This is a genomic window from Kineococcus sp. DHX-1 (assembly GCF_042473625.1).
Classification (GTDB): domain Bacteria; phylum Actinomycetota; class Actinomycetes; order Actinomycetales; family Kineococcaceae; genus Kineococcus.
In genome coordinates, this window is the sequence record NZ_CP170445.1 from 3944989 (window position 1) to 3957828 (window position 12840).

Sequence of the window (12840 nt, forward strand, 5' to 3'; positions counted from 1 at the left end):
GCCCTGCCAATGTGCCACGGCGGGCCCCGCGGCACGCAACCGGCGGGTCCGCGGGGCCCCTGGGCGACCTCACCCACCGTCACCTCCGCACGGCGCCGGGGAGGGAACGCTGTCCGGCCGGCGGTGACGCAGGGTCAGGGCAGGAGGAGGAAGCCGTCCTCCACGAGCGACCGGACGCGCGGGTAGAGGCGCGTCCGCACGTCCCCGACGGCCTCGTCGCCGAGGACCGCGAGGCCCGCGGTGATCTGGCCGACCGTCAGCTCCCCGTCGCACGCGCCGACCAGGCCGGCGAGGTCGCCGTCCACCTGCGCGACGCGGCGCAGGCCGCCGCCCTGGCGGAGCAGGACGATCCGCGGGTCCGGGTCACCGGGGGTGTGGAAGCGCTCGTCGGTGACGTCGGGGGCGACGGTGACGGTCAGGTCGCCCAGGTCCTCCACCGCAGCGAGGCGGTCGTGCGTGGCCAGGCCGCGGGCGAAGACCTCGCCGAGGGGGTCGCTGAGCGCGGCGAGGTTCTCCTCGAACCGGCGCAGCGGCGCGCCCGACCGCTCGGGGCGGCGCAGCGTCACGACCCCGAAGCCGACGCCCGTGACTCCGCGGGCGTCGAAGTCGTCCAGCCACGCCGCGTAGAGCTCGTCGAAGCGCGGGCCGGCCTTCTGCCCCCCGTCGCGGATCCACGTCTCGGCGTACAGCGCCGGGTCGGCGACCTCGCGCTGGACGACCCACGCGTCCAGGCCGGTGCCCTCGAGCCAGCCCTCGAGCCGCTGCGACCAGCTCTGCCCGTCGTGCAGCTCCCAGTTCCCGAGCAGCTGCGCGACGCCGCCGGGTGCCAGCACCCGACCCACCTCCCCGACGAGGCGGGCGACGAGGGAGTCCCCGGGCATCCCGCCGTCGCGGTACTCGTACGTGGGCACGGCCGAGGTGCGCGGGGTGATGACGAACGGCGGGTTCGACACGACGAGGTCGAAGAGCTCTCCGTCGCGGACGGGCTCGAAGAGCGAACCGTGGCGCAGGTCGAGGGTGACCTCGTTGAGCGCTGCATTGACGGCCGCGAGGTCGAGCGCGCGTTCGGAGGTGTCGGTCGCCGTGACGCGCCGCGCGTGCCGGGAGGCGTGCAGGGCCTGGACGCCGCAGCCGGTCCCGACGTCCAGGACGCGCCCGACGGGGGTGCGCACGGTCGCGGACGCCAGCGTCAGGGAGGCGCCGCCGACGCCGAGGACGTGGTCGGCGGACAGGGCCTCGCCGGTGGCGAGCTCGCCGAGGTCGGAGACGAGCCACCAGCTCGCGTCACCGTCGAGGGCGTCGGCCACGGAGTAGGGCCGCAGGTCCACGAGCGGGCGGACCTCGTCGTCGGGTCCCTCGCCGGCCGCGGCCACGAGGCCGAGGGCGGCGGCCCCGGCGGTGCGGGTGCGGGGCAGGGCCGCGTCGAGCTCGGCGCGCGTGACGGTCCGGCCGAGCGTCGCGCAGCGCAGCAGCACGGCGGCGGGTTCGCGCGAACCGGCCGTCGCCCGCAGCGCGGGCAGCGGCTGCTCGCGGTCCAGAGCCGCCGAGGCGACGTCACCGACGAGCGCGGACACCCCCTCGACGGTGTAGTCCGCTGCCCGCAGGTCCGCCCGCAACCCCGCGAGGAGTTCGAGCGGACCGGCGGGGTCCACGGCGGGGTTCTCGGCGGGAGGCACGTCGGACGTCACGTGCGCCGAGTCTGCCCCACGTCAGGGGCGTCGCTCGACCCCCTCCTCCGTGCGCAGGTCGACCCCCACGGGCGGCGGCGAGGTGGGCGCCGCCATGTCGACGCGGCGGTTCTTGCTGACGACGACCGCCGCCACGATGACGACCGTGGCGACCGCGGCGATCCCGTACCGCAGCCACTGGTTGGAGTCCGGCCCGATGGACAGCGTCACGACGGCCGGGGCGACGAGCAGGGCGACGAGGTTCATCACCTTGATGAGCGGGTTGATCGCCGGGCCCGCGGTGTCCTTGAACGGGTCACCGACCGTGTCGCCGATGACCGTCGCGGCGTGGGCCTCCGACCCCTTCCCGCCGTGCAGCCCGTCCTCGACGAGCTTCTTGGCGTTGTCCCACGCCCCGCCCGCGTTCGCGAGGAACACGGCCATGAGGACGCCCGCCCCGATGGCCCCGCCGAGGAACCCGGCCAGCGGCGCGACGCCGAGCCCGAACCCGACGGCGATGGGGGCGAACGCGGCGAGCAGCCCCGGGGTCGCGAGTTCGCGCAGCGCGTCGCGCGTGCAGAGGTCGACGACGCGGCCGTGGTCGGGCTTCTCGGTCCCGTCCATGATCCCGGGGTGGTCGGCGAACTGCCGGCGCACCTCCAGGACGACGGCTCCGGCCGAGCGGCCCACCGCGTTCACCGCCAGGCCGGAGAACAGGAACACGACCGCCGCCCCGAGCAGGACGCCGACGAGGGTCGTGGGCGTGGAGATCTGGAAGTCCCCGAGGATGGCCAGCACGTAGGCCGAGGGCCGTTCGATCCCGACGGCCACCTGCTGGATCCGCTCGGTGACGGCGTTCTGGTACGAGCCGAACAGGGCGGTGGCGGCCAGGACCGCGGTCGCGATCGCGATGCCCTTCGTCACGGCCTTCGTCGTGTTCCCGACGGCGTCGAGTTCGGTGAGGACGGCGGCGCCCTCCCCGTCGACGTCACCGCTCATCTCGGCGATGCCCTGCGCGTTGTCGCTGACCGGGCCGAAGGTGTCCATGGCGACGATGACGCCGACCGTGGTCAGCAACCCGCAGCCGGCGAGGGCGATGAGGAACATCGCCAGGGCCAGCACCCCGCCCGCGAGCACGAACGCGAGGAACACCGCACCCGCGATGACGATCGTCGTGTAGACGGCGGATTCCAGGCCGAGGCCGATCCCGGACAGGACGACCGTCGCCGGCCCCGTCACCGACGCCCCCGCGACGTCGCGCGTGGGCCGCGCCTCGGTGCCCGTGTAGTGGCCCGTGATGAAGAGGATGAGGACCGCGAGCAGGATCCCGAGGAACACCGCGGCGAAGGCGATGAGCCGGGGGTCGCCGTTCAGGGAGGCGACCGTGCCGGCGGCCCCGCTGAAACCGGCGAAGGTGGACGGCAGGAACGCGAAGCACGCGACGGCCGTCCCCACGAGCGCGATCGCGGCCGAGAGGTAGAACCCGTTCTGGATCGACGTCAGCCCGCTGACGCCGGCACGGGCGCGGACGAGCACGACGCCGAGCGCGGCCGTGATCGCGCCGATGGCGGGGATGAGCAGCGGCAGGACGAGTCCGTCCTCGCCGATGGCGGCGCTGCCGAGGATGACCGCGGCGACGATCGTGACCGCGTAGGACTCGAACAGGTCGGCCGCCATGCCGGCGCAGTCGCCGACGTTGTCCCCCACGTTGTCCGCGATGGTCGCGGGGTTGCGCGGGTCGTCCTCTGGGATGCCCTGCTCGATCTTCCCGACCAGGTCGGCCCCGACGTCCGCGGCCTTGGTGAAGATGCCGCCGCCGACGCGCATGAACATCGCCAGGAGGGCGGCGCCGAAACCGAAACCCTCCAGCACGGTGGGGGCCTCGCGCCCGAACGCGACGACCGCGATCGACGCCCCGAGCAACCCCAGGCCGACGGTCGTCATGCCGACGACACCACCGGTGCGGAAAGCGATGCGCATGCCCTCCTCGCGCCCCCCGGCGGGTTGCCGCGCCGCCGCGGCGACGCGGACGTTCGCCCGCACCGCGAGTGACATGCCGAGGTACCCGATGGCGGCGGAGAAACCGGCACCGACGAGGAACGCGACGCTGCGCGCGGCCCGCAGGTCCCAGCCGTCGGCCGGCAGCGCGAGCAGCAGGATCACGACCGCGAGGGCGAACCACGCGAGGGTGCGGAACTGGCGGCGCAGGTAGGCCGCGGCCCCGCTCTGCACGGCCCCGGCGATGGACTGCATCCGTTCGGTGCCCTCACCGGCGGCGAGCACCTGTCGTCGGAACACGAACGCGGCGGCGAGCGCCAGCAGCGAGACGACCGCGACGGCGACCGCGATCCCCTGGGCTGAAGTCGACAGTTCCTCGGGCACGGGCATCCGTCCTCCTCGACGTGTGCTGACCTCTGCACGCAGCGTAGGACAGCGGTGCCCGGAGTGGCTACGCAGCGGAACTGCGGAGGAGTCGGCCGGGAGCCGTGGAGGTGTCAGAAGGAGCGGGTGTCCTCGCTCGCCGGTTGCAGGTTCCACGACAGCGTGACCCCGCCAGCGGAACTCGTCTCGGCGCTGGAGTCGGCCATCCCGGCCATGAGGGCCAGGGACAACGGGTCGGCGGTGGCGAGCGGTCCGGGCCCGTCGGGGACGGGTCCACCGTCGGGACCGCACTGGCTCACGGTGACGTCGAGGCGGTCGTCGTCGTCGCACAACCGCATGTCGACGAGGGAGACCGGCGGACCGGTCGGGGCCGCGAGGACCCCGCCGGCCACTGCCCGCGCGCACGCCTCACCGATGGCGATGCGGATCTCGTCGAGCTGGTCCTCCCCGAAACCGGCCCGCCGCGCCACCGAGACGGCCACGAGGCGCGCGGTGCGCACGTGCTCGGCCATCGGGGAGAAGCGCAGGGTCACGGTGGGCACGGTTCCGGTTCTCCTGGTCGATCGGGTGGGACCGCGAGGTCCCGTGGCGGGGCTCAGGAGGTGGCGTTGGCCTCGTCCGAGGACGCGGAGGCGGCGATCGCGTCGGCCACCGTGTCGTGGATGGGGAACACCTTCGTCAGACCGGTGATGCGGAAGACCTTGAGGATCTTCTCGCGCTGGCAGACGAGGTGCAGCGACCCGTCGTGGGAACGCACGCGCTTGAGGCCGCCGACCAGGACGCCGAGACCGGTGGAGTCGAGGAACTCGACACCCTCCATGTCCACGACGAGGTGGTGGTGGCCGGCACCCACGAGTTCGTTGAGACGCTCGCGCAGGGTGGGCGCGGTGTACACGTCGATCTCGCCGGACACCTCGACGACGGTCCGGCCGCTCTCCTCGCGGCTGGTCACCGACAGGTCCACAGGGACCCCTCCTCGCTGCTGGTCTGCTGCCCGCTCGTGCGCGCAGGTGTGTGCAGTGGACTGCGAGAGCACCGCTGTGCCCTCCCTGGGCATTCAACCACCACGCTGCGTGAGGGGCCTGCCCAACGTGCGCCCGGTGCGGACCCACGGCGCCGAGGGGTCCCGTGCTGGGCCGCCGCGGGGGGACACTGGGGACGTGAGCGGCGGGGTACGGGGAACGGGTCCGGCCGGCGGTGACCCCCGCTGGCAGCGGCTGCTCGACGCCGGCCTGCGCTCCGACCGCGTCCGCCACGTCGAACGCCTCCCGGCCCGGCCCGGCGTCCGCCTGCCCTGGCCGGAGTGGGCCGACCCCGAGGTCGTCGCCGCCCTCGAGCGCGGCACCGGGGGCAGCCCGTGGCGGCACCAGGTGCAGGCCGCCGAGGCGGTCCGGGCGGGCCGTTCCACCGTCCTGTCGGCCGGCACGGCGTCGGGCAAGTCGCTGGCCTACCAGCTGCCGGTCCTGACGGCCCTGCGCGAGAGCGCGCTGACCTCGCCCAACGGCAAGGGCGCCACCGCGATCTACCTGTCGCCGACCAAGGCGCTGGCCGCCGACCAGGACGCCCGGCTGCGCGCCCTGGGCCTGGACCGGCCGCTGACCAGCACGTACGACGGCGACACCCCGCCGGAGGTCCGGCGCTGGATCCGGGAGCACGCCGCCCTCGTCCTCACCAACGTCGACATGCTGCACCGCTCGGTCCTGCCTGGCCACGAGCACTGGGCCAGCTTCCTGCGCCGGCTGCGGTACGTCGTGGTCGACGAGCTGCACACCTACCGCGGCGTCTTCGGCTCGCACACGGCGGCCGTCCTGCGCCGCCTGCGGCGCCTGGCCGCGCGCTACGGCTCCGACCCGGTCTTCGTGCTCGCCTCGGCCACGGTGGCCGACCCGGCGACGACCGCGCGCCGGCTGACGGGGATCGACGTGCACGCCGTCACCGAGGACGCCTCCGCCCGCCCCGCCGTCTCCGTCGCGCTGTGGGAACCCCCGCTGCGGCCGGGCGGGCCCGAACCCGCCGGCCAGAGCGCACCGGGGGCGGGGACGGAGCGGCGCACCGCCACGGCCGAGGCCTCGGACCTGCTCGGGGACCTCGTCCTCGAGGGCGTGCGCACGCTGGCCTTCGTCCGCAGCCGCACGGGCGCGGAGTCCGTCGCGGCCGGGGCGCGCCGGCGCCTGGCCGACGTCGACGAGGACCTCGCCGGTCGCGTCCTGGCCTACCGCGGCGGGTACCTGCCCGAAGACCGGCGAGTGCTGGAGGAGGGGCTGCGGTCCGGCCAGGTCGTCGGCATGGCCACGACCAACGCCCTGGAGCTCGGCGTCGACGTCGCCGGCCTGGACGCCGTCCTCGTGGCCGGCTGGCCGGGGACGCGCGCCTCCTTCTGGCAGCAGATCGGTCGCGCGGGGCGCCGCGGGACACCGGCGCTCGGCGTGTTCGTCTCACGCGACGACCCGTTGGACACCTACCTCGCCCACCACCCCGAGGCGCTGTTCGGCGCTGGCGTCGAGGCCACCGTCCTCGACCCCGACAACGTCTACGTCCTCGCCCCGCACCTGGCCGCCGCGGCCCAGGAACTGCCCCTCACCGAGGCCGACCTCGACCTGTTCGGGCCGGTCGCCGCCGACGTCGTCGACCTCCTCGTCCAGCGGGAGATGCTGCGGCGCAGGGCGAACGGCTGGTACTGGACGCGCCGCGACCGCGCCGTGGACCTCACCGACCTGCGCGGCGCCGGCGGCAGCGTCCGGATCGTCGAGGACGTCACCGGTCGCATCCTCGGGACGGTCGAGGCGTCCTCGGCCGACTCCGCCGTCCACGAGGGTGCCGTCCACGTGCACCAGGGCCGCACCTACCTCGTCGACCGGCTCGACCTCGAGGACTCCCTCGCCGTCGTCCACCTCGAACCCGACCCCGGCTACACGACCCACGCGCGCTCGGACTCCGACGTGCGGATCCTCGGCGTCGACGGCACCCGCACCGCAGGCCCCGTCACCGTCTCGTCCGGGATCGTGGAGGTGACCAGCCGCGTCACCGGGTTCCTGCGCCGCCGCACCGGCACCGGCACCGTCCTGTCAGAGCAGCCGCTGGACCTCCCCGAACGCCGGCTGCGCACCCGCGCCGTCTGGTGGACCCTCGACGTCGACGTCGCCGAGGGCGTCCTGGGTGACGTGCTGCGCCTGCCCGGCGCCCTGCACGCCGCCGAGCACGCCTCGATCGGCCTGCTGCCCCTGCTCGCGACGTGCGACCGCTGGGACCTCGGCGGCCTGTCCACCGCCCTGCACCCCGACACCGAACTGCCGACCGTCTTCGTCCACGACGCCGTCCCCGGCGGGGCCGGCTTCGCCGACCGCGGCCACGAGCGGTTCCTGGAGTGGACGACCGCGACGCGGGACGCCGTCCGCGCCTGCGCGTGCGAGGACGGCTGCCCGGCGTGCGTGCAGTCCCCCAAGTGCGGCAACGGCAACGAACCCCTCGACAAGGCCGGGGCGCTCGCGGTCCTCGACGTGCTCCTCGGTGCCGTGCAGGCTCACTGGATCGCCGTCCCGGCCGGGGCCGCCTCCCCCGACGTCGCCTGAGCACCCGCTTCGACACCGGTCTGAGCACCCGGCTGAGCACCCGCCTGACCCGCGCGGGCCGTGGCCCGGGCCGGGCCCAGCAGACCCGCGAGCCCGACCGGGCGCACGGCGGCCGTCACGGTGACCACCCCGGCGGCGTCGACACCGCAGACCACCGCCGCACCCTCGGCCCGGGCGACCGCCGCCGCGCGGGCGCAGACGTCGCCCGTGGCACGACCCACCACGACGTCCGCACCCGCGAGCGCCGCGAGGTCGGCCGCCGACTCCGCCCGGTGCCGGGCGACGACGGCGGTGACCAGCGCGAGGACCACCAGGAGCAGCGACAGCAGCGCCGCGCACACCCCGACGGCGACGACCGACCCGCTGCCGGCGTCGTCCCCGGCCCCGCGGCGACTCCCGCTCACGGCGCCTCCACCGCCGCCGTCGCCGACCCGCGGGCCAGGACCGCCCCGCCGACGGGTCCGGCCAGCCGCTGCTGGAGGCTCACCTCGACGCGGACCGTGGCGGCCCCCGCCACCGGGGAGCCGCCCTCGTCCCCGCTGACGACGCGGACCACCGCCCCGGCCGGTCCGGCCGCCCGGGCGACCCGCTCCACGACCTCGAGGGACTCCCCCCGCGCCGCGACCCGGGCGGCGGCGCGTGCCGCGTCGACGCACTGGACCTGCGTCACGACGATGCGCACGGCACCAAGCGCGAGCGCCAGGAGCACGACGACGGCGGGCAGCAGGAGTGCGAACTCCGCCGTCACCGACCCCGCGTCCCGGCGCCGCCGCGTCCCGGTGCTCACCCCAGCGTCAGCGCCTGCCGGACGACGCCGAGGAGCATCCCCCGCACCTCGTCGCTGCGGAGCACGGCGATGAGCAGCCCGGCGAAACCGCAGGCGGCCAGCGTCGCCATCGCGTACTCGGCCGTCGCCATCCCCGCGTCCCGGGGTTCGGGTTCCCCGGTTCCGGTTCCCGCAGCCCCGCCCGGATCCGTCGTGGTCGTGTCCTCCGCGTCGCGCCCCAGTTCCAGGTCCCGTTCCGACACCGTTCCTCCTCCTCCGCCGAAGGCCGGGAAACCCCGGCTCGCAACCACTCTCACCGCCGTGGACCCCCGCCGGAACCTCCTGCGGTCGGCCTGTGGAGAACCTCACCGGAACCGCCCCTGTGGGTCCCGGGACGTCACGACAGCACGTCCCCGGCCAGGCTGAGGACGACGGGCACGACCCCGAGCAGCAGGAACGCGGGCAGCGTGCACAACCCCAGCGGCAGGACCAGCGAGGCCGACAACCGGGCCGCCGCGGCCTCGGCCTCCCAGCGCCTGCGGTCCCGCCCGGAGGCGGCCGCCGACCGCAGCAGGTCGGCGACGGGCGCCCCGGTCCGCGCCGACAGCAGCAGCGGCTCGGCCAGTTCGTCCCACCGGCCGGCGTCGTCGGCGAAGGCCGCGGCGGGGCCGTCCGGCCCCGACCCCCACGACAACCGCACCGCGGCCCGCTGCAGCGGCGGTTCGGCGGCGAAACCCTCCTCGTCGAGCGCGTCGAGGACGGCGGCCAGGGCCCGGCCCGGCGGCATCCCGGCGGTGACGGCCGCGGCGAGCAGGTCCGCGACGAGCGGGGCCTCGACGGACGGCGGCCCGTCCGGGACCCGCCGGCGCCGGAACCGGCCGCGGAGGTCCGCGGGGAACCCCGCACGCCCGCGCCGGGCGACGTCCTCGCTCGCCCGCGTGGGGACGAGCACCGCCGCGGCGAGCAGCACCGCCACCACCAGGGCCGCCCCGGGACCGGGGCTCACGACCGCCTCACCGGCCGGCCGCCGCGGCGCGCCGGACCAGCCGGGCGCTCCACCGGTGACCGGCCACGAGCAGGACGAGCCCGGCCACGGCGCTCGCACGACCCGCGGGTGACGTCGCGAGGACCTCCCAGGGCCGGGCCCCCAGCAGCGCACCGAGGACCACCCCGAGCAGCGGGAGGGCGGAGACCGTCCGGGCGCTCGTCCGGGCGCCGGCCAGGGCGGTGCGGACCGCGGCCCGGGCCGCCGCGTCCGCCCGCAGACCCGCCGCGCAGGCGTCGAGCGCCTCGGCCGCCGGCGCCCCGGTCGTCGCCACCAACCGGCGCACGACGTGGACGACCCGCTCCCCGGGCACGACGCCGGGGGACGGGGCGGAGCCGGCCGGGGCCGCGTCGAGCAGCGCCCAGGCCGTCGCGGGGGCGACACCGGCCCGCAGCAGGGCCGCCACCTGCTCGGCGCGCGCGGCCGCCTGCAGTTCCGGGGCAGGCGCAGCGGCCCGGGCACCGCCGGTGGTCCGGCCCCCGTGACGCCGGCGCCGGCGGCGGGGTGAGCCGGGCCGGGTCGCGCGACGGCCCGGCCCGAGCAGACCCGCGGCGAGCAGGAGGCCCGCGACGAGCAGCGGCGACGCGGTCACCACGCCGCCCACGGAGCCGCTCACGACGACTCGGCCGCGGCGCAGGCCGGTGCGCCCAGGAGGGCGCGGAGCCTGTCGAAGCCCTCCGCCCGGCCCTTCCCGCGGACCAGGGCCGGCAGCACGACGGCCCGTCCCCGGTCCTCCCCGACGACGCCGACCTCGATCACCGCGCGCCCGCCACCGTCCCGACCGTCGATGTCGTCTCCGCGCCGGTCGCCGTGCCGCTCGACGTGAACGACCACGTCCACCCCCGCGAGCAGCTGGGCGTCGACGACGGCGGGCGCGACCCCCGCCGTCGCCGCGAGGGCGTGCAACCGCACGGGCACGTCCGCGGCCGCGTTGGCGTGCAGCGTCCCCGCGCCACCGGCGTGGCCGGTGTTGAGGGCGGCCAGCAGGTCGCGCACCTCGGCGCCACGGCACTCGCCCACGACGAGGCGGTCGGGCCGCATGCGCAGCGCCTGCCGGACGAGGACGTCCAGGCCCACGGCGCCGCGGCCCTCGACGTTGCCGTGGCGCGCCTCGAGCCGGACGACGTGCGGGTGGTCCGGGCGCAGTTCACCCGCGTCCTCCACCAGGACGATGCGTTCCCCCGTCGGCACGAGCCCCAGCAGCGCCTGGAGCAGCGTCGTCTTGCCACTGCCAGTCCCGCCGCTGACGAGCAGGGACCGCCGCTGCGCCACGACCGCGCGCAGCACCGGTCCCCAGCCTGCGGGAACGGCGCCGGAGCGTTCCAGCTCCTCGAAGCCGAGGCGCCGCAGCGCGGGGACCCGCAGGCTCAGGTGGGTCCCGTCGGGGGCCAGCGGCGGCAGGACCGCGTGCAGGCGCGTGCCGTCGGGCAGCCGGGCGTCGACGAACGGGCTCGCATCGTCCAGCCGGCGCCCGGCCCCGGCGGCCAGGCGCACGGCCAGGGCGCGGACCTCCTCCTCCCCGCCGAGGCCCACGTGGGCGCGACGCAGCCCGGCACCGTCGTCCACCCACACCGCGCCGCCGCCGTTGACGAGCACGTCGGTCGTGCCGGGCACCTGCAGCAACGGCTGCAACCGGCCCGCCCCGACCAGTTCGGCGCCGACGCCGTCGAGCAGCCGCAGCAGGTCGGCGGCTCCGAGGACGACGCCCTCGGCCCGGGCCGCGGCCGCCACGGCCGACGGTTCGGGAGCGGTCCCGTCGCGGGCCAGCCGCTCCCGGACGGCCTCGACGATCCTGTCGAAGTCCTCGCCGGGCCTCCTCACCGCCGGGCCCCGTCGAGCCCCGCGGCGGCCCAGTCGCGCGCCAGGGCGGAGGCGAGCACCCGCAGGCTGCTGCGCCGGCCCCCCGGGACGCCCTCCCCCCGTTCCAGCGCGACGTCGAGGTCCCGGTCGGGGCGGACGGTCCCGGCCAGCGGCGCCCCGGCGGCGTCGGCGACGTCCTCGGCGTCCAGGCCGGCGCCCACGTCCCGGACGACGAGGCGGGCCCCGGTCGTCCCCGCCTGCCGCAGCTCGTCGAGGACGGCGCACGCCGCCGCGGCCCCGCGCGTCGTGCCGGGGGTGACGACGAGGAGCTCGTCGCACGCACCGAGGACGGGCCCCAAGTCCGACAGACCTCCGCGGGGCAGGTCGACCACGGTGGCGGCGAAGGCGCGCCGGGCCGCGTCGAGCACCGTCCAGACGGCGTCGGCGTCCGGCCCACCGCCACCGCGCCGGTCGGCGGGCAGGACGTGCAGCCCGGCCCCGAGGTGGACGGCCGAGCGCAGGACGTGCGGCCCGAGCCGCCCCTGGACGCCGGCGAGGTCCCCCCAGCGCAGCCCCGGCAGCGCATCGCCCCCGACGAGCAGGTCCAGACCCCCGGAGCGCGGGTCGGCGTCCAGGAGCAGGCAGCCGCCGAGGACCTCCGCGAGGGCCCGGCCCAGCCCGGCGGCCAGCACGCTGGCTCCCGCCCCGCCGGTCCCGCCGACGACGCCCAGCACGGGACCGCGCCGTCCCCGGCCGTCGGCCACGTCGGACAGCCGCTCGAGCAGCCAGTCCTGGGCCTCGGGGAGCACGACGGCGTGGTCGGCCCCCAGACCGGCGGCGACCTGCCACCAGGGCGGGTCGAGCGGGGCGCGACCGACGACGACCAGCGGGACCCCCGGCCGGCGCACCGCGGCGAGCCGTTCGGGGTCGGCGTCGACCCCGGCCAGCACGAGGGTCGCTACTCCGCCCAGGTCCACGACGGACGGGACGGCTCCGTCCCGGTGCAGGTCCGCTCCCGCCGCGGCGGCCAGCCGCACGAGGGCGGCGGCGAGGTCCTCGTCGCCGGTCAGGAGGAGGGCTGCCCCTGCGCCGGGCGCCCCCCGGTGGGCACCGTGCGTCCGCGAGCGCGGTCGGTCGGGGTGCCGGGCGGGGTGGGGGACCGCCCGTCGGACGGGTTCGCGGACGGGTTCGTGGACGGGCACTCCGGGCTCCTCGCGTCGGTGGGAGGACCACCCTGGTCACGAGGTGGGGCGTCCCCCCGCCGTCGGTCGGCGCCCTGTGGACGCGCGGCCCCTGTGGAGACCGGGACGACACGGCCGCGCGAACAGGGGCGGCCCTGTGGACGAGGAGGACGGACGGCACGACGGACGACGACACGTCGGCACCCGGCCCGTCAGAGGCCCGGAAGGAGAAGGGGGAATGAGAGACGGCCCCCGCTGGGGGGGAGCGGGGGCCGTCCACGGTCCGGCTCGGGGGGGATGAGCCGGGCCCGCATGTAGCCCACAGGGCGTACTGAAGCATCCTCACCCCTGGCAGGGGCGGTTGGCAATTCCTCCACGCCGACTGACGGAGATTTCGTGGCGAGCCTGAGTGCTTCCGCCGCAGCCCGGT

12 protein-coding genes are annotated in these 12840 nt (G+C 76.7%); 1 reads left to right on the plus strand and 11 read right to left on the minus strand.

All coding sequences use genetic code 11. The features are described 5' to 3' along the window. Window positions 1–134: 134 nt before the first annotated feature. The 4 genes from ACFEMC_RS18925 to ACFEMC_RS18940 form a co-directional block, all read right to left on the minus strand. The gene (locus ACFEMC_RS18925; RefSeq protein WP_380171057.1) at window positions 135–1688 is read right to left on the minus strand and encodes a methyltransferase; all 1554 of its coding nucleotides are present in this window, start codon (window positions 1686–1688) and stop codon (window positions 135–137) included. 21 nt (window positions 1689–1709) lie between these two features. Continuing rightward, the gene (locus tag ACFEMC_RS18930) at window positions 1710–4055 is read right to left on the minus strand and encodes a sodium-translocating pyrophosphatase (protein WP_380171058.1); all 2346 of its coding nucleotides are present in this window, start codon (window positions 4053–4055) and stop codon (window positions 1710–1712) included. A gap of 107 nt (window positions 4056–4162) precedes the next feature. Further along, window positions 4163–4591, minus strand: a complete 429-nt coding sequence (locus ACFEMC_RS18935) for an ATP-binding protein (RefSeq protein WP_380171059.1) — start codon at window positions 4589–4591, stop codon at window positions 4163–4165. 53 nt (window positions 4592–4644) lie between these two features. Further along, window positions 4645–5013 carry an STAS domain-containing protein gene (locus ACFEMC_RS18940; protein WP_367636602.1) on the minus strand — a complete coding sequence of 123 codons (369 nt, stop codon included), beginning with the start codon at window positions 5011–5013 and terminating at the stop codon, window positions 4645–4647. Between the two features lie 196 nt (window positions 5014–5209). Between ACFEMC_RS18940 and ACFEMC_RS18945 the strand changes: the two genes are divergently transcribed. Continuing rightward, the gene (locus tag ACFEMC_RS18945) at window positions 5210–7618 is read left to right on the plus strand and encodes a DEAD/DEAH box helicase (RefSeq protein WP_380171060.1); all 2409 of its coding nucleotides are present in this window, start codon (window positions 5210–5212) and stop codon (window positions 7616–7618) included. On the opposite strand, the gene ACFEMC_RS18950 is transcribed toward ACFEMC_RS18945, so the two are convergent. The 7 genes from ACFEMC_RS18950 to ssd all read right to left on the minus strand — a co-directional run bounded on the left by ACFEMC_RS18950 (window position 7570) and on the right by ssd (window position 12431). After that, window positions 7570–8022 (minus strand): Rv3654c family TadE-like protein, encoded by a 453-nt coding sequence (locus ACFEMC_RS18950; RefSeq protein ID WP_380171061.1) that lies wholly within the window; start codon window positions 8020–8022, stop codon window positions 7570–7572. The two genes, ACFEMC_RS18945 and ACFEMC_RS18950, sit on opposite strands and share 49 nt — an antisense overlap. Further along, entirely contained in the window at window positions 8019–8405 is a 387-nt protein-coding gene (locus ACFEMC_RS18955) for a TadE family type IV pilus minor pilin (RefSeq protein WP_380171062.1), read from the minus strand. The genes ACFEMC_RS18950 and ACFEMC_RS18955 overlap by 4 nt, the downstream gene beginning before the upstream one ends. Next, window positions 8402–8647: a DUF4244 domain-containing protein gene (locus ACFEMC_RS18960; protein ID WP_380171063.1), complete on the minus strand. Its 246-nt coding sequence runs from the start codon at window positions 8645–8647 to the stop codon at window positions 8402–8404. Before ACFEMC_RS18960 ends, ACFEMC_RS18955 begins: the two co-directional genes overlap by 4 nt. A gap of 134 nt (window positions 8648–8781) precedes the next feature. Further along, on the minus strand, window positions 8782–9390 hold the full coding sequence (locus ACFEMC_RS18965) for a type II secretion system F family protein (protein ID WP_380171064.1): 609 nt from the start codon (window positions 9388–9390) through the stop codon (window positions 8782–8784). Window positions 9391–9397: 7 nt separating this feature from the next. Beyond that, window positions 9398–10045, minus strand: a complete 648-nt coding sequence (locus ACFEMC_RS18970) for a type II secretion protein F (protein WP_380171065.1) — start codon at window positions 10043–10045, stop codon at window positions 9398–9400. Continuing rightward, window positions 10042–11250: a TadA family conjugal transfer-associated ATPase gene (locus ACFEMC_RS18975; RefSeq protein ID WP_380171066.1), complete on the minus strand. Its 1209-nt coding sequence runs from the start codon at window positions 11248–11250 to the stop codon at window positions 10042–10044. The genes ACFEMC_RS18970 and ACFEMC_RS18975 overlap by 4 nt, the downstream gene beginning before the upstream one ends. Then, a complete protein-coding gene (gene ssd / locus ACFEMC_RS18980; protein WP_380171067.1) occupies window positions 11247–12431 on the minus strand; it encodes a septum site-determining protein Ssd in 1185 nt (394 codons plus the stop codon). The genes ACFEMC_RS18975 and ssd overlap by 4 nt, the downstream gene beginning before the upstream one ends. Window positions 12432–12840: the final 409 nt, after the last annotated feature.